The following is a 16,560-nucleotide window of genomic DNA, read 5'->3' as shown; positions in this document are numbered from 1 at the left end:
CCGATGGTTTGGCGATCAGTGCGCCACCGTTGCCGGCTGCTGCTCGTCCAGCGGATTGCCTTCCGAATCGATCTGCAACGGGCCGGTACCAGAGTAGCGATCGAGCGCGAGGTAGATCACCGGCGTGATGAACAGCGTGATCACTTGCGAGAACAGCAAACCACCCACCACGGCCAAGCCGAGCGGCTGGCGCAGTTCCGCGCCCGCGCCCAGGCCCAGTGCCAGCGGCAGGGCGCCCATCACGGCCGCGAACGTGGTCATCATGATCGGGCGGAAGCGCAGCAGGCACGCCTGCCGAATCGCCTTCGCGGGCGCCATGCCCTGCTCACGCTGCGCCGCCAGCGCGAAGTCGATCATCATGATCGCGTTCTTCTTGACGATACCGATCAGCATCAGCACACCGATCGTCGCGATCAGCGACAGCTCCACGTTGAACAGGAACAGCGTCAGCAACGCGCCAACGGCCGCGGAAGGCAGGCCGGCCAGAATCGTCAGCGGGTGGATGTAGCTCTCGTAGAGCACACCCAGCAGCGTGTAGATCACCGCGATCGCCGCCACCAGCAGCACCACCTGCGTGGCCTGTGACGACTGGAACACCGCAGCATCACCACCCCAGCTCGTGAATATCGATGTCGGCATCGCGATCTCATCGCGATAGCGGTCGATCAGCTTCGACGCATCGCCAAGCGCGGCGCCCGGCGCGAGGTTGAACGACACCGTGACCGATGGCAATTGGCCCTGGTGGTTCACCGCGATCGGTCCCACGCGGCGCTCGGTCGTGGCGAACGCCGACACCGGCACCATCTGGCCCGTCCGGCTGCGCACGTAGAGCTTGGAGAACGCCGTCTCATCCGCGCGGTCGATATCGGCCGCGGTCAGGATCACGTAGTAGTTGTCGATCGGCGTGTAGATCGTCGACACCTGACGCTCGCCAAACGCGGTGTACAGCGCCGTGCGCACGTCCTGCATCTGCACGCCGAGCGCATTGGCCTTGTCGCGGTCGATTGTCAGTTGCGCCTCGAGACCCGACTGCTGCGAATCGCTGGTCACGTCACGGAAGATCGGCTCGGTGCGCATCTTGGCCATGAGCTTGTCGCTGAACTCCTGCAACTGCCCCGGCTTCACGCTCTGCAGCGTGTACTGGTAGCGGCTCTTGCTCTGACGCCCGCCGAGACGCAGGTTCTGCACCGGCGAGAAGTAGACCGCCAGCCCGGGCACCCCGGCAACATCCTTGCGCAGCGACTCCACCACCTGCGGCATCTTCGGGCGCTCCCCGAGCGGCTTCAGCTCGACGAACATCCGGCCCGTGTTGATGGCTGGCGACGGGCCACCGCCGATCGACGCCACCACGCTCTTCACGGCCGGATTCGCGCGGATACGTTCGGCGGCGTCGCGCAGGCGATCGGACATCGCGTCGAACGAGATGTCCTGCGGGCCTTCTGCGTTGACCTGGATCTGGCCGATGTCTTCCTCGGGGAAGAAGCCCTTCGGGATCTTCACGAACAGCACAGCGGTCAGCACGAACGTCAGGCCGGCTGCGGCAAGCACCACGCGGCGGTGCGCCAGGCACCAGTCCAGTCCGCTCGCGTACTTGCGGAGCGTCCATTCGAACAGGTCTTCGAACCACTGCGTGGAACGCATCCCGATCGTTTGCTTCTGCTCCACGCGATGCACGGGCGCGCCCGCGGCGTGATCGCCCGTCGCTTCCCCATACATGTGCTGTGATTCGTCCACCGGCACGTTCTCGGCAGACAGGAAGCGCGCGCACAGCATCGGGATCAGTGTCAGCGACACGAGCGCCGAGACGAGAATAGACAGCGACACCACCGCGGCGAATTCGTGGAACAGCAGGCCAATCACACCCGGCATAAAGAAAATCGGGATGAACACGGCCACCAGCGAGATCGAAATCGACAGGATCGTGAAGCCCATTTCGCGCGAGCCCACCAGCGCTGCCTTGAGCGGCGGCACGCCTTCCTCGATATGACGCACGATGTTCTCGAGCATCACGATCGCGTCGTCCACCACCAGGCCCACGGCCAGCGTGATGGCCAGCAGCGACACGTTATCCAGGCTGTAGCCAAACGCCTTCATCAGCGCCACGGTGCCGATCAGCGAGATCGGCAGCGATACCGTGGGAATCAGCGTCGCGGCGGCGCGGCGCAGGAACAGGAAGATCACCATCACCACCAGCGCGACGGTCAGCGCCAGCGTGAACTGCACATCGTGGATCGATCCCCGGATCGACATCGACCGGTCGTTCACCACGTTCACGTTGACGGAGCCCGGCATCTGCGCCAGCAGGCGCGGCAGGGCGCTCCGGATCGCATCGACCACGGCCACCGTGTTGGCATCTGGCTGGCGCTGCACGGCCAGCACGATCGAGCGTTCGTTGTTGAGCCAGCTGCCGGTCTTGATCGTCTCGACGCTGTCTTCCACTTCCGCCACGTCCGACAGCCGCACCACGGCGCCGCTCGGCTGGCTGGCCACGATGATGTTGCGGAACGCGTCCGCGTTGGTCATCTGGCGGTTAGCCTGGATCGTCAGCGTCTGGCGCGTGCCGTCGAGCGTGCCGACCGGCGTGTTCGCATTGGCGCGATTGAGCGCGGTGGCCAGCTCATCAAGCGTCAGGCCACGCGCGGCCAGCGCGTCGGGGTGGGCGCGCACGCGCACTGAGAAGCGCTTCTGGCCAAAAATCTGCACCTGCGCGACGCCGGGCAGTGTGGCCAGCGTCGGCGAGATCAGGTTATCGCCAAACGCGTTCAGCTCCCCGAGGCTCATCGACGGCGAATTGATCGCCAGCAGGATCACCGGCGCATCGGCCGGGTTCACCTTGCGATACGACGGTGGCAGCGTCATCTCGATCGGCAGCGACCGCTGCGCGCGGAACAGCGCGGCCTGCACGTCCACGGCGGCGGCGTCGATATCGCGGTCGTTGTTGAACTCGATCGTGATGCTCGAATTGCCGAGCGTGTTCGACGAGCTGATGACCGAGACGCCCGGAATCGTGGCGAACTGCTTCTCGAGCTGCGTGGCGACGGACGCCGCCATCGTCTCCGGGCTCGCCCCCGGCAGCGTGGCCGTGACCTGGATCACGGGCGAATTGAAACTGGGCAACGCCGCAATCGGAATCGTCGGATACAGCACGATACCGGTCACGATGACGGCCAGGCACAACAGCACCGTCATGACGGGCCGGCGGATACAAAGCTCGGACAGCGTCATGGCATCAATGCTTGGTAGCGGCGGCCGGGGCCGAAGCGCCGCGAGCGGCAGCTTCCCGCACCAGGCTTCCCGGACGCAGATTCTGCGCGCCCTCGGTCACGACGCGCGCGCCGGGTTGCACGCCTTCGATCACCGCGGCAGCAGCCGTCGTGGCGATGACCTGCACTGGCACGCGCGCCACCTTGTTGTCGGCCTGCACGGTGTAAACGAAACGGCCCTCGGGGCCGGCCACGATGGCCTGTGGCGGCACGGACAGCGCATCCTTCAGCACCTGCACCGTGGCGTTGACGTTGGCGTAGGTGCCCGGCCAGAGGCGGTGCTCTTCGTTGCCAAACATCGCCTTGACGCGGATGCTGCCGTACTGCGGATCGACGGTGTTGTCGACGAATGTGATCTTGCCGGTCACGGGCTGCTTGCTGCCGTCGTTAGGCAGCGCCGTCACCGATACCGGTCCGCTGCGCAGTGCCTCGCGCAGGGCGGCAAGCTGCCGTTCGGGCAGCGTGAACATGACCGTGATCGGCGCGATCTGCGCCACGATGACCATCGGCGTCGCAGTCGTCGGCGTGACCAGCGAGCCCGGGAAGACGTTGATGACGCCGGTCCGGCCGCCGATCGTCGCTCGAATCGTGCCGTAGCTGATGGCCACGCGGCTCGCTTCGATGGCCGCCTGGTCGGCGCGAATCGTGGCTTCGAAGCCGTCGACCTTGGCCTGTGCCGTATCCACGGCACTGCGCGAGATGAAGTTGCGCTGCAGCAGCTCCTGGCTACGTGTCAGCGTGCGGCGTGCGTCGGACAGATCGGCCTGGTCGCGCATGAGCTGGGCGCGCGCCTTGTCCAGATTGGCCTCGTCCATGCGCGTATCGAGCGAGAACAGCAGGTCGCCCGGCTTGACGCTCTGGCCTTCCTTGATATGGACCGTGCGAACGGTGCTCGACACCTGCGGGCGCACCTCCACGGTCTGCATCGCCACCACATTGCCGTTGGCGTTCACTTCCAGCGGCACATCGCCCTGCTGGACGATAGCCGTGGCAACCGTGGTCACGGCCGGGCCCTTGGCGGCCGGCTTCGGCGCAAACCAGTGCTTCCAGCCAAACCAGCCGGCGACAACGATCACAAGCACGGCCACGACGGCCGGCCAGCGCGAAGTGCGGCCGCGCCCCGTACCGGCGGCCGCGCTCCAGTTGCCATCGACAAAGCCCTTCGGCTGGTCGATTCCATCTGTTTTCATTATGAGGACCCTCAAATACTGCACGGCGCGCGACTCCCCCTTGGCGCCGGCTTCATCGGGCCGGCTTTATCCGCGCAAACCGCTACTAGTACCGCGCCTTGGCCGCTTCCGGCTAGTGCGTTGTATTACAACCCATTACAGCTCCGCTGGGGATGGATGTCTGGCCGACAGGGAAGGGATGGCCGAACCGCTTGTATGAGTTCTAAAACATTAGCAGAAAAGCCCGTGGCGGCCACCCCGGACTAACGCGGGATTGGCAACAATCTAGCGAGAGATTTGCCGGCCGTTCCGGTGCAGCAGGGTATTCAGCGGCACATCACGCGGGCCGGGAATCAGGATCACGGCATCGCCGGCGCGCAGCACGCCAGGCTGGATGACACCCAGGTACACGCCGGAAAAGCTGCTTTCCAGCATGTCGCGCGCGGCATGGGCGTACCCCATCGCCGCATTGAACTTGTAGCAGGGCCGCCGTGGCGCATTCACCACAAGTTCGACGTCGCCAATAAGCAGGCGGTCGTCCACCCACAACGCGGACTCCAGCAGGCCCTGGGTCGTCAGATTCTCGCCCATCGCGCCGAACGCCAGCGGACGCTCGGATTCCTCGACCCCGGCATCGCGCCGGCGCGTGTTCCACCAGGTGTAGTGCTCGATCGGATAGGCATAGACGGCCTGCTCAGGTCCGCCGTGGACGCTGCGGTCGACCTGCTCGTCGCCGGCCAGCCCCAGGCGGTGCACGCCTACGGCAATCGGATGATGCAATGTACTGAGCGGGTGTTTGCGGATGGCCGACATCACCACAGCCTCCGTGCCTGCGCCTGCCACCACGAGCGGCAGGGCGGTGCCGACATTGACGGCCAGCACACGGCCAATGCTCATGCCACCGGCGCCGGCGGGGTTCGGACGCGGATCGGTTTCGGCCACGGTACGCTCTCCTTGCGTGTGCGGGGCTGCGCGCGCGTCATGCTGCCGCGCGTCGGCTTTGCACCGAGTGTACCGACTTGGGCGCTCGTTTGAGCAAGGGAATGTGGGGAAACAGACGCACGTTCCAGGTGTCTGGCGGGGCGGTGCGTCTGCCGGTCAGGCGTCCCTCCCGGACGTCGCGCCATGCCTCATGGCGCGGGTCCGGGAAGCGCTCGAACGCTCAGTTCCAGATGGGATTTTCCTTCTGCATCTGCTCGGCGGTCTTCGAATGCCAGTAGGCACCGATCTGACGCTCGGTGACGTAGCCCTTCTTCTTCACATCGATTTGAGAGAAGCGCTTGTAGACCTCCGGCATGCCGGCCTTGGCCTCGTCGCGGGTCAGCTTGCCGTCATGGTTGGTGTCCGCGGCCTTGAACTTCTCGGAAATCATGGCCTTGGCCTGGGAGGTTGGCGGCATCGGAGGAACCTCGGCGGACCCCGTCGCCGGTTGCGCTGCGGGCTGCTGTGTCTGCTGAGCGTTCGCCCCGAAAGCAGCGAGCGCCAGTGTTACGGCTACGGCCAAACCAACTACAGGTGTACGGACAGTCATTTTTCCCTCTCCTCCTGAAATTTACGGTTCAGCATTGCCTGCTCTGGCAATGTCAGGACCGCCCGCCGAAAGCAGGCGACCAAGAGGAATAATAGTCACGCGCGCCCTGCGCTCCAAACATCATTTCACGACGTCAGAATGTGACTTGACTGAAGTCAGCGCTCGAGTCAGCGTGCAAGCGTGGGGGTGAGTGCCTTGGGATTGGCGATGCTGTCGTGCTTGCCGGCCAGCACATCAAGGATGTTCTGGAACGCCGCGCGGAAGTAGAGTTCGTAGCTTTCGCGCTCCACATAGCCCAGGTGCGGCGTGCAGATGCAGTTCTCCATGCGCAGCAGGGCATGACCCTGCAGGATCGGCTCGGACTCGAACACGTCGATGGCGGCCATGCCCGGACGTCCGCGATTCAGCGCGGCGACCAGCGCGTTTTCCTCGATCAGCTCGGCGCGGCTGGTGTTCACAAACAACGATGTGGGCTTCATGCGCTGCAGGTCGGCCAGCTTGACGATGCCGCGCGTCTCGTCGTTCAGGCGCAGGTGCAGCGACAGCACGTCGGAGTCGGCAAACAGCTGTTCGACCGATTCCGCCACGTTAAGGCCAGCCTCCCGGGCGCCCTGCTGCGAAGCCTCGCGGCCCCAGACCAGCACGTTCATGCCAAAGGCGCGGCCGTAGCCCGCCAGCAGGCGGCCGATCTTGCCATAGCCCCAGATGCCGAGCGTCTGTCCGCGCAGGACCTGCCCAAGGCCGAAGTTCGGCGGCATCGTGGTCGATTTCAGGCCCGACTGCTGCCAGGCGCCGTGCTTGAGGCTGGCAACGTACTGGGGAATGCGGCGCTGGGCCGCCATGATCAGCGCCCAGGTCAGCTCGGCGGGCGCCACGGGAGAACCGACGCCTTCCAGCACGACCACGCCGCGCTCGGTACAGGCCTCGATGTCGACATGGTTCCCCGCCCGGCCGGTCTGGCTGATGATCCTGAGCTTGGGCAGCTTCTCGAGTAGCTGACGCGTCACACGGGTGCGCTCGCGAATCAGCACCAATGCCTCGACATCCGAGAGGCGCGCTGCCAATTGGCCCACGCCCTTCACGGTGTTGTTGAAGACCTTGACGTCATGGCCTTCGAGCAGCGCAAAGCAGGGCAGCTTGCGCACGGCGTCCTGGTAATCGTCGAGAACTGCAATCTTCATTGGTGACTCTTTGACCTCGGGCTCGGTGCGCACGGCCACAGAATCAGTGCGCAACCGACAGTATTGTTGGATTTCCTGACACAACATTGAAAGCGGACATCATCGTCCCCAACCGTGTCCGCGACGACCCGCGGCGGTGGCGAAAAGGCATCTCGGCTGAGATAACAATGTTGCGCAGCAAAAAACAGGTGATCCGTGCAATGGTATCCTTGCCCGCTCCCGCGACGCGCACAGTGCGGTTGAGCTACGCTCCCACACCCCGTTCGTCGCCGGACAATGCCCGCCCGGCCCCTGTCGCCCGCCAAAAGCAGGCGAAGCGCAACTGTATCGCAGCAACAGGGCCCCTCGCGACCATTTGAAAGAATTTGGTCGCCGCCGAGTTGTAACGGGATGTCACGGTCAGAAGGCAAGTGCGCCATGCCAAACAAGGCAGGCAGCCGGCCCGGCCCCGACTTTCCCGGCCCGCTCATCCGCGAACCGCCGCTCGGACATTGCACGATTTCTTTTTCGCTTTGGAGTCGCAGTATGAACCACCCCACAATGCAAGGCACTCCGGCACTGAACGTGCCGGCTTGGGTCAAGAACCAGAAACTGGTCGCCTGGGTTGCCGACATCGCCGCATTGACCAAGCCCGACCAGGTCTACTGGTGCGATGGCTCGCAGGAAGAATATGACCGCCTGTGCGAGCAGATGGTCGCCGCCGGCACGATGCGCCGCCTGAACCCGGCCAAGCGCAAGAACTCGTTCCTGGCCCTGTCGGATCCCTCCGATGTGGCACGTGTCGAAGACCGCACTTTCATCTGCTCGCAGAAGCAGGAAGACGCCGGCCCGACCAACAACTGGACCGCACCGGCCGAAATGCGCCAGACGCTGAACGGCCTGTTCGACGGCTGCATGCGTGGCCGCACCCTGTACGTGGTGCCGTTCTCGATGGGCCCGCTGGGTTCGCCGATCGCCCACATCGGCGTCGAGCTGTCCGATTCGCCGTACGTCGCCGTGAACATGCGCATCATGACCCGCATGGGCCGCGCCGTGTACGACGTGCTGGGTGCCGACGGCGAGTTCGTGCCGTGCGTGCATACCGTGGGCAAGCCTCTGGCCGCCGGCGAGAAGGACGTGGCATGGCCGTGCAATCCGACCAAGTACATCGTGCACTTCCCCGAGACGCGCGAAATCTGGTCGTTCGGTTCGGGCTACGGCGGCAATGCGCTGCTGGGCAAGAAGTGCTTCGCACTGCGGATCGCCTCGACGATGGGCCGCGACGAAGGCTGGCTGGCCGAGCACATGCTGATCCTCGGCGTGACCTCGCCGGAAGGCAAGAAGTACCACGTGGCTGCCGCGTTCCCGTCGGCCTGCGGCAAGACCAACTTCGCCATGCTGATCCCGCCCAAGGGCTTCGAGGGCTGGAAGGTCACGACGATCGGTGACGACATCGCCTGGATCAAGCCAGGCAAGGACGGCCGCCTGTACGCCATCAACCCGGAAGCCGGCTACTTCGGCGTGGCCCCGGGCACGAGCGAGAAGACCAACTTCAACGCGATGGCGACGCTCAAGGAAAACGTCATCTTCACCAACGTGGCACTGACCGACGACGGCGACGTGTGGTGGGAAGGCATGACGAAGGAAGCCCCGGCGCACCTGATCGACTGGCAGGGCAAGGACTGGACGCCCGAGATCGCCAAGTCGACCGGCGCCAAGGCTGCCCACCCGAACGCCCGCTTCACCGCGCCGGCCTCGCAATGCCCGTCGATCGACGACAACTGGGACAACCCGGCTGGCGTGGCCATCGATGCATTCATCTTCGGCGGCCGCCGCAGCTCCACCGTGCCACTGGTGACCGAAGCCCGCAACTGGACCGAAGGCGTCTACATGGCCGCCACGATGGGTTCGGAAACCACCGCCGCCGCTGCCGGCCAGCAAGGCGTGGTCCGCCGCGATCCGTTCGCGATGCTGCCGTTCTGCGGCTACAACATGAGCGACTACTTCGGCCACTGGCTGGCGTTGGGCAAGAAGCTCGAAGCCGCCGGTGCCAAGCTGCCGCGCATCTACTGCGTGAACTGGTTCCGCAAGGACGCCGACGGCAACTTCGTGTGGCCGGGCTTTGGCGAGAACATGCGCGTGCTGTCGTGGATGATCGACCGCGTGGAAGGCCGTGGCGAAGGCGCCGAGCACGTGTTCGGCACGTCGCCGCGCTACACGGACCTGAACTGGAACGGCCTGGCCTTCACCGCCGAGCAATTCACCCAGGTCACGTCGATCGACCGTGACGCATGGCAAAAGGAACTGGCGCTGCACGACGAACTGTTCACGCAGCTCAAGCACAACCTGCCGCAAGCGCTGGCGGAAACCAAGGACGCACTGGCCAAGCGCCTGTCGGCCTGAGTCTTCCCGCGTTAAGGAAAAACGCCGAACGGCTTGCCGCCGTTCGGCGTTTTTTTGTTTGGGCTATCGTTTTCTCGTGAACTGCCCCTCAGCCACCCTCGACATCCAGCCCAAGCTGTTGCACCGCATACTTCACCAGTTCCGCCCGGCCCTCGATGCCAAGCTTGCGTTTCAGGTTGAGGCGGTGGGTTTCCACCGTGCGCACCGATACGCCGAGTTGCACCGCGATGTCCTTGTTGGCCTGTCCGCGTCCGATCCCGTGAAGAATGTCGCGTTCGCGCGGTGTCAGCGCGTCGAGCGGACTCACAGCCTGCGCCGCCATGCCACGCGCGATGCGGGCGCTGTAGAACACGCGTCCCGCCAGCACTGCCTGGATCGCCGCCAGTAACTCATCGGCTGGCGCGTCCTTGAGTACGTAGCCGCGCGCGCCCGCGCGGATCGCCTGGCGCACGTATTCCAGGTTGTCGTGCATCGACACGATCAGCACTGCCAGTTCCGGGTAGCGATCGTGCAGGGCGCCCGCCAGGGCAATACCGCCCATGCCGCGCATGCCGATGTCGGTGATCACGAGGTCCGGCATGCGTCCGGCTTCGGCCGCCGCCAGCCACGCCAGCGCGGCCTCGCCATCGTCGGCTTCCCCGACCACTTCCAGCCCCGGCTGCAGCGTCAGGTGCATACGCATGCCGTCGCGCACCAGTGCGTGATCGTCGATCAGCAATACGCGTGCGGCGGAGGAGGTGGTGACGGCCGGATCGGCGTCGTGGGGTGCGGTCATGACTGCGAAGTCTCGGGGGAAAAGGGCTGCGGAGCGGTGGGCAGAGAAGCGGTGAGCAGCGTGCCGGTGGGAGCGGAGAGGATTTCGAAACTTCCGCCCAGCGCGGCTACCCGCTCGCGCAGGTTGCGCAGGCCGATGCCGCGGCTCGGATCGACCTGCATGCGGGCCACGTCAAACCCCGTGCCGTTATCCCGCACCGTCAGGCGCGTGGCACGGTCGGCAAAGTCGAGTGTCACGTCGACGCGCGTGGCATGGGCGTGGCGCTCGACATTGGTCAGCGCCTCCTGCGCAATCCGGAACAGCGCGGTCGCCGGCTCGTCGGCCAGCGAACGCGGCTTGCCAGTCTGCGTCACGTTGATCGTCAGCGTGCTGCCGGCCTGCATCTCGCGCGCCAGATGCTGAAGCGCGGCGTACAGGCCAAGATCGTCGAGCAGGGCGGGGCGCAGGTTGCGCGCCACACGGCGCACTTCATTGAATACGGAATCGAGCCGGTTCAGCGCCATGCCAAGGATCGGCGCCACCGACGCCCCCTCGGTCGGGGCCAGGCGGATGCGGTTCGTCGCGGCTTCGAGCACCAGCTTGACCGACACCAGCAACTGGCTGATGCCGTCATGGAGCTCACGGGACAATCGCGCGCGTTCCTCTTCCTGCGACTGCACCACACGCTGGGCAAGCTGCCGCAGCTTGGCATCGGCCTCACGGTGCTCGCTGACGTTGAGCGCCAGGCCGCTGGCGGCCACCAGCAGGATACTGATGGCGGCGATGACGCCGATCCAGGCCATGGTTTCGCGGATGTCGGTCTCGGCGCGCGCGTCGAGCTGGCGCAGCGTCTGCTCCACGTCGTCAAGATAAATGCCGGTGCCAAGCATCCAGTTCCAGGCCGGCACGGCCACCACATAGCCCAGCTTGGGCGCCACCTGCTGCGAGGACGGCTTTTTCCACAGATAACGCACCGAGCCACCGCCCGCCTTGGCGGCAGCCACCAGCTTCTGGATCGTCAGTGCCCCTTCGGGATCACGCAGCAGCCACAGGTCCTGGCCCACGAGTTCGGGCTGGCGCGGGTGCATCAGGTTGCGCCCCTGCAGGTCATACAGGAAGAAATAGCCGTCGCGGCCGTAATCGAGCCGGGCCAGCGCGTCCATGGCGGCCTGCCGGGTGGCCTCGTCCGTGCGGCCGGATTTGACCATCGGTGCGATCGCGCTTTGCGCCAGCTCTACGTAGTGGCGCAGCTCGGTTTCCTTGCTTTGCAGGTAGGCGGCCTCCACCAGCATGCGCTCGTGCCGGACCAGCGCAGTGGCCTGGAAACGGACGGCCAGCGCGATGCCGAGCATGGCAACGGCCAGCGGCGCCACGGCAAGCAAAAGTATCTTTTGGCGGAGTTTCATCTGAACCGGGGGTAAACACCGATGCCGGGAAGACCGCATGAAACCGTCGATCTACGCACTACTACGCAGGTGCGTTGCGTAGTTCCGCGCTTGTGGCGGCCTGGGCGGGTGTCAATACTACACGCCGGATTGTCCCGGGGCTCCGCCCTTGGCGCGATCTGACGCAATTGGTGCGCCTCGATCCACGCGAATCTCGCTGATCTCGCTGCCGGACGCACTGACCACCTGCACGACAAGATCCGGATCAGACGAGAACAGACCGGGCGCCGCGGACATCCAGGAGGCAATCTTCCAAGCGATCGTCGGCGGCCGCCATCCGGCACGCCCCCGCTGCCCGCCTCCCGTCGCCGCAGGCCTTTTCAGTCGGTCTGAGGAGACCCTTCAAATGAATCGCATCGGACAACACCTGTTGTGGCTGGCCGTCGCCGTGCTCGGCGCCTTCGCCTTCGCCACTGTCGCGCTGTCGCGCGGCGAGGCCGTCAGTGCCCTGTGGATCGTGGTTGCCGCGCTCTGCATCTACCTGATCGCCTACCGCTACTACAGCCGCTTCATCGCCGACAAGGTGATGCAGCTCGACCCCAATCGCATGACGCCCGCCTGGCGCCACAACGATGGCCTGGACTACGTGCCGACCAACAAGGCGGTGCTGTTCGGCCACCATTTCGCCGCCATCGCCGGCGCCGGGCCGCTGGTGGGCCCCGTGCTGGCCGCGCAAATGGGCTATATGCCGGGCATGTTGTGGATTCTGGCCGGCGTGGTATTCGCCGGTGCGGTGCAGGATTTCATGATCCTGTTCATCTCAACGCGCCGCGACGGCCGTTCGCTGGGCGACCTGGTCAAGTCCGAGATGGGCACCGTGCCGGGCATGATCGCCCTGTTCGGCTGCTTCATGATCATGATCATCATCCTGGCCGTGCTGGCGCTGATCGTGGTGAAGGCACTGGCCGGCTCGCCGTGGGGCACCTTCACCGTGGCGGTGACGATTCCCATCGCGCTGTTCATGGGCATCTACACGCGCTACATCCGTCCCGGCCGCATCGGCGAAGTGTCGGTCATCGGCTTCGTGCTGCTGATGCTCGCCATCATCGGCGGCCAGTACGTACATGAAAGCGCCGTGCTGGCACCGCTGTTCACGTACGACGGCAAGGCCCTGACATGGATGCTGATCATCTACGGCTTCATCGCCGCCGTGCTGCCGGTGTGGCTGCTGCTGGCCCCGCGTGACTACCTGTCGACCTTCCTGAAGATCGGCACGATCATCGCACTGGCCATCGGCATCCTGATCGTCGCGCCGGAACTGAAGATGCCGGCGTTCACGCAGTTCGCCCAAGGTGGCGGCCCGGTGTGGTCGGGCAACCTGTTCCCGTTCCTCTTCATCACGATCGCCTGCGGCGCCGTTTCGGGCTTCCACGCGCTGATCTCGTCGGGCACCACGCCGAAGCTGCTGGAAAATGAATCGCACGCGCGCTTCATTGGCTACGGCGCGATGCTGGCCGAGTCGTTCGTCGCCATCATGGCGCTGGTGGCCGCCTCGGTGATCGAGCCGGGCGTGTACTTCGCGATGAACAGCCCGGCGGCCGTGATCGGCAACACGCCGGAAGCCGTGGCGCACGTGGTCTCCACCTGGGGCTTCGTGATCACGCCGGACGTGCTGATCCAGACCGCCAAGGACGTGGGCGAGAACACGATCATCTCGCGCGCCGGTGGCGCACCGACGCTGGCCGTCGGCATCGCCCACATCCTGCATCAGGTGGTGGGTGGCCAGGCCATGATGGCCTTCTGGTACCACTTCGCGATCCTGTTCGAGGCGCTGTTCATCCTGACCGCCGTGGACGCGGGCACCCGTGCCGGCCGCTTCATGCTGCAGGATCTGCTGGGCAGCTTCGTGCCGTCCCTGCAGCGTACCGACTCGCTGCCGGCCAACCTGATCGCCACCGCGCTGACAGTGGCGGCCTGGGGCTACTTCCTGTACCAGGGCGTGGTCGATCCGCTGGGCGGCATCAACACGCTGTGGCCGCTGTTCGGTATCTCCAACCAGATGCTGGCAGCCGTGGCGCTGGTGCTGGGCACCTGCGTGCTGGTCAAGATGAAGCGCGGGCAGTACGCCTGGGTAACGCTGCTGCCGACCTGCTGGCTGCTGATCTGCACGCTGACCGCCGGCTGGCAGAAGCTGTTCGACGCCGATCCGAAGGTCAGCTTCCTGACCCACGCATCGAAGTTCAGCGCCGCGATCGCCGAAGGCAAGGTACTGGCTCCGGCCAAGACGATGGAGCAGATGCACCGCATCGTCTTCAACGACTACCTGGATGCCGGCCTGTGCGCGCTGTTCATGTTCGTGGTGCTGTCGATCGTGTTCTATGGGTTCAAGACCGCGATGTCGGCCCGCGCCATCTCGAAGCGCACGGACCGCGAAACGCCGTTCGAGCCGATGCCTGCCCAGGCTTCGGCGGCGTCGCACTGATCACCTGGAGGCCATCATGCTGGAACAGCTCGGAACCATGGGACGTTACCTGGGCCAGTCGCTACGGCTGATGGTCGGCTTGCCCGACTATCAGACCTACGTGGCCCATATGGAAAGCACCCACCCCGACCGCGAGCCGATGACGTACGAGGAATTCTTCCGCGAGCGTCAGGAGGCACGCTACGGTGGCGGACAGGGAAAGTGCTGCTGACCAGACTCACATGACGCCTCTGGCGCAGGCAAGACAAGGCGACCCAGCTGGGTCGCTTTTTTATTGGTGGCTACATGCGCCGCCAAGGCCACATTGCGTTGCGCCGGCACATCGACTGCTAACGGCTTGATACCGTTTCTGCAGAGGGTTACAGGGCCTCACAACTCGTTACAGCAACGGGGGGACTCCTTCTCTACACTCTCGAACCAGATACCCGCCATATAAAGGAAAAACGATGTCTCGTCCTCTTCGCAACCTGACTCTGGCCCTTGCCCTTTCGGCAGCTGCGCTGCCGGTGTTCGCAGGGGGAGATCTGAACAACGCACTGGGCGGTGGCCTGGGCGGCGTCGCTGGCGCCGCGGTGGGTGGCGCGCTGGGTGGTAGCACCGGCGCCGTGATCGGTGGTGCGGTGGGCGGTGGTGCCGGTGGCGCCATCACTTCGAACCGTCGCGAGCGCACCGGCGCCATCATTGGTGGCGCACTGGGCGGCGGTGCAGGTACCGCGGCCGGCAACGCCATGGGCGGCCGTACGGGCGGCCTGGTTGGTGCTGGCCTGGGTGGCGCTGCAGGCGCGGCGCTGGGCGGCAACGTGTCGCGCAGCAACTCGTACGACGATGATCGTCGATACAACCGTGGGTACAAGCGCAGCAAGCACCGTCACCACCACCACGACGACTGAGTCACAAAGGAATAGACTACGGGCCCTGAACGGGCCCGTTTTCTTTTGTCCGGCCGGTCTCCGGCCAAAGCCCAAACAAAAAGCCCGTACCGGTGAGGGTACGGGCTTTTGCGGAATGCCTGGCTGGGATCAGAGCTTGGCGCCGTCCGAGTAGACGTCGAAGCTCTTGGCGCCATCGGTGTACGTGTCAAACTTGCCGCTCTTGGCGCCGTCGGTGTAGGTGTCGAACTTGCCGGACTTGGCGCCGTCGGTGTACGGGTCGAACTTGCTGGCGCGGGCGCCATCGGTGTAGGTATCGAACTTGCCGGCCTTGGCGAAGGCGGGAGCTGCCGACAGGGCAACGGTCAGGGCAGCGATCAGGGCGAATTGGCGCTTCATGATGGAATCCTCTTTCACATTCAAGGATGCCGGTGGTCCCAGGACCGGTGCTGCAATGCGGCATCAGATGGTGCGATATTAGGCATTTCCCTGATATGAATAAATAGCGCCGTCCACAATGATTGGTTGTGCTTTCAACAATAAATCACCCGGATCGTGTAAAAATTCACCGGTGAACAGGGAGACTATGTCATGGATCGGCTTCAATCGATGCGCGTCTTCGCCAAACTCGTCGAACTAGGCAGTTTTGCCCGTGCGGCGCAGCAATTGGAAATGTCCAATGCGGTCGTGACGCGCTACGTCGCCGATCTGGAAAGCCATCTCGGCACCCGGTTGCTGAACCGGACCACCCGAAGCCTCTCCCTGACCGACGCCGGCGAGACGTATCTGCAGCGCTGTTCGCAGATCCTCGAAGACGTGGAGGAAGCCGAGTCGATCGTTGCCGCGCGCAGCCAGTCACTCTCCGGCACGCTACGGCTTGTCACCCCAGTCATGTTCGGCCTGCATCTGCTGCCGCAGATCCTGGAACGCTTCCAGCAGCTGTATCCCGACGTCGTCTTCGACGTGCAGCTTTCGGACCGAATGATCGACATTGTCGAAGAAGGGCGGGACGTAGGCGTGATGCTGTCCGATCTCGGGCTCGGCTCGCACCTCGTGGCGCGCCCGCTGATCTCCGCCGAAGTCATTCTTTGCGCCTCGCCGGGCTATCTGCGCGAACACCCGCCGCTGCGCAACGCGCATGACCTGTCCAACCACCGCGCCATCGCGATGCGGCTGCCCAACGCCGAGCACGAATGGACGTTGTCCGGCCCCGAAGGCGAGGTGACCGTACCGATTCGCCCGGGCCTGCTGTGCAGCAATGCCGAACTGGCGCACCAGGCGGCGCTGACCAATATGGGCATCGCGATGCTGTCGTCGTACCTGGCACGACCGAACATCGAGGCAGGGCGGCTGACGCATATCCTGCCCCAGTACCAGTTGCCGCGCCGCGACGTGAGCGTGGTCTATCCGAGCCGCAAGTTCCTGCCGACCAAGGTCCGGGCCTTCATCGACTTCCTGCTGGAGGAAAGCCAGCAGCGGGCGGTGGACACGGAGAACAAGCCGCAGATGACCGCGGCAAAGTGAAAACGGCGGGGCTCGCGCCC

At 64.9% G+C, this 16,560-nt stretch carries 13 protein-coding genes; 5 read left to right on the top strand and 8 right to left on the bottom strand.

What is annotated here, in order from left to right; genetic code table 11:
* Positions 1-15 precede the first annotated feature (15 nt).
* From RMET_RS17995 to RMET_RS17975, 5 genes are all read right to left on the bottom strand, one after another.
* A complete protein-coding gene (locus tag RMET_RS17995) occupies positions 16-3,225 on the bottom strand; it encodes an efflux RND transporter permease subunit (RefSeq protein ID WP_011517996.1) in 3,210 nt (1,069 codons plus the stop codon).
* 4 nt (positions 3,226-3,229) lie between these two features.
* Positions 3,230-4,453, bottom strand: a complete 1,224-nt coding sequence (locus tag RMET_RS17990; protein WP_011517995.1) for an efflux RND transporter periplasmic adaptor subunit — start codon at positions 4,451-4,453, stop codon at positions 3,230-3,232.
* Positions 4,454-4,717: 264 nt separating this feature from the next.
* A complete protein-coding gene (locus RMET_RS17985; RefSeq protein WP_011517994.1) occupies positions 4,718-5,374 on the bottom strand; it encodes an MOSC domain-containing protein in 657 nt (218 codons plus the stop codon).
* Positions 5,375-5,594: 220 nt separating this feature from the next.
* Positions 5,595-5,963, bottom strand: a complete 369-nt coding sequence (locus RMET_RS17980) for a CREC-EF hand family protein (RefSeq protein ID WP_011517993.1) — start codon at positions 5,961-5,963, stop codon at positions 5,595-5,597.
* A 167-nt stretch (positions 5,964-6,130) separates the two neighbouring features.
* Positions 6,131-7,144 (bottom strand): D-2-hydroxyacid dehydrogenase family protein, encoded by a 1,014-nt coding sequence (locus tag RMET_RS17975; RefSeq protein WP_008642764.1) that lies wholly within the window; start codon positions 7,142-7,144, stop codon positions 6,131-6,133.
* A gap of 525 nt (positions 7,145-7,669) precedes the next feature.
* On the opposite strand from RMET_RS17975, the gene RMET_RS17970 reads away from it, so the two are divergent.
* Positions 7,670-9,526, top strand: a complete 1,857-nt coding sequence (locus RMET_RS17970) for a phosphoenolpyruvate carboxykinase (GTP) (RefSeq protein ID WP_011517991.1) — start codon at positions 7,670-7,672, stop codon at positions 9,524-9,526.
* Positions 9,527-9,614: 88 nt separating this feature from the next.
* On the opposite strand, the gene RMET_RS17965 is transcribed toward RMET_RS17970, so the two are convergent.
* Both RMET_RS17965 and RMET_RS17960 read right to left on the bottom strand, forming a co-directional pair.
* Positions 9,615-10,301 (bottom strand): response regulator, encoded by a 687-nt coding sequence (locus RMET_RS17965; RefSeq protein WP_011517990.1) that lies wholly within the window; start codon positions 10,299-10,301, stop codon positions 9,615-9,617.
* Positions 10,298-11,686: a cache domain-containing protein gene (locus RMET_RS17960; protein ID WP_029306830.1), complete on the bottom strand. Its 1,389-nt coding sequence runs from the start codon at positions 11,684-11,686 to the stop codon at positions 10,298-10,300. The genes RMET_RS17965 and RMET_RS17960 overlap by 4 nt, the downstream gene beginning before the upstream one ends.
* 385 nt (positions 11,687-12,071) lie before the next feature.
* Between RMET_RS17960 and RMET_RS17955 the strand changes: the two genes are divergently transcribed.
* From RMET_RS17955 to RMET_RS17945, 3 genes are all read left to right on the top strand, one after another.
* Positions 12,072-14,147 (top strand): carbon starvation CstA family protein, encoded by a 2,076-nt coding sequence (locus RMET_RS17955; RefSeq protein ID WP_011517987.1) that lies wholly within the window; start codon positions 12,072-12,074, stop codon positions 14,145-14,147.
* A 16-nt stretch (positions 14,148-14,163) separates the two neighbouring features.
* Positions 14,164-14,358 carry a YbdD/YjiX family protein gene (locus RMET_RS17950; protein WP_008642754.1) on the top strand — a complete coding sequence of 65 codons (195 nt, stop codon included), beginning with the start codon at positions 14,164-14,166 and terminating at the stop codon, positions 14,356-14,358.
* Between the two features lie 235 nt (positions 14,359-14,593).
* A complete protein-coding gene (locus RMET_RS17945) occupies positions 14,594-15,037 on the top strand; it encodes a membrane protein (RefSeq protein WP_008642753.1) in 444 nt (147 codons plus the stop codon).
* 129 nt (positions 15,038-15,166) lie between these two features.
* On the opposite strand, the gene RMET_RS17940 is transcribed toward RMET_RS17945, so the two are convergent.
* Positions 15,167-15,415 (bottom strand): hypothetical protein, encoded by a 249-nt coding sequence (locus RMET_RS17940; protein ID WP_029306831.1) that lies wholly within the window; start codon positions 15,413-15,415, stop codon positions 15,167-15,169.
* A 192-nt stretch (positions 15,416-15,607) separates the two neighbouring features.
* On the opposite strand from RMET_RS17940, the gene RMET_RS17935 reads away from it, so the two are divergent.
* A complete protein-coding gene (locus RMET_RS17935; RefSeq protein WP_011517985.1) occupies positions 15,608-16,540 on the top strand; it encodes a LysR family transcriptional regulator in 933 nt (310 codons plus the stop codon).
* Positions 16,541-16,560 lie beyond the last annotated feature (20 nt).

This window comes from Cupriavidus metallidurans CH34 (assembly GCF_000196015.1).
GTDB classification, from domain to species: Bacteria; Pseudomonadota; Gammaproteobacteria; order Burkholderiales; family Burkholderiaceae; genus Cupriavidus; species Cupriavidus metallidurans.
The sequence above is the reverse complement of the archived record's forward strand: the minus strand, read 5'-3'. Positions and strand labels throughout refer to the sequence as shown.

Coding starts and splice junctions, on each gene's coding strand:
- RMET_RS17995 (WP_011517996.1), bottom strand. CDS start 3,225: ATGACGCTGTCCGAGCTTTGTATCCGCCGGCCCGTCATGACGGTGCTG.
- RMET_RS17990 (WP_011517995.1), bottom strand. CDS start 4,453: ATGAAAACAGATGGAATCGACCAGCCGAAGGGCTTTGTCGATGGCAAC.
- RMET_RS17980 (WP_011517993.1), bottom strand. CDS start 5,963: ATGACTGTCCGTACACCTGTAGTTGGTTTGGCCGTAGCCGTAACACTG.
- RMET_RS17975 (WP_008642764.1), bottom strand. CDS start 7,144: ATGAAGATTGCAGTTCTCGACGATTACCAGGACGCCGTGCGCAAGCTG.
- RMET_RS17970 (WP_011517991.1), top strand. CDS start 7,670: ATGAACCACCCCACAATGCAAGGCACTCCGGCACTGAACGTGCCGGCT.
- RMET_RS17965 (WP_011517990.1), bottom strand. CDS start 10,301: ATGACCGCACCCCACGACGCCGATCCGGCCGTCACCACCTCCTCCGCC.
- RMET_RS17960 (WP_029306830.1), bottom strand. CDS start 11,686: ATGAAACTCCGCCAAAAGATACTTTTGCTTGCCGTGGCGCCGCTGGCC.
- RMET_RS17955 (WP_011517987.1), top strand. CDS start 12,072: ATGAATCGCATCGGACAACACCTGTTGTGGCTGGCCGTCGCCGTGCTC.
- RMET_RS17950 (WP_008642754.1), top strand. CDS start 14,164: ATGCTGGAACAGCTCGGAACCATGGGACGTTACCTGGGCCAGTCGCTA.
- RMET_RS17945 (WP_008642753.1), top strand. CDS start 14,594: ATGTCTCGTCCTCTTCGCAACCTGACTCTGGCCCTTGCCCTTTCGGCA.
- RMET_RS17940 (WP_029306831.1), bottom strand. CDS start 15,415: ATGAAGCGCCAATTCGCCCTGATCGCTGCCCTGACCGTTGCCCTGTCG.
- RMET_RS17935 (WP_011517985.1), top strand. CDS start 15,608: ATGGATCGGCTTCAATCGATGCGCGTCTTCGCCAAACTCGTCGAACTA.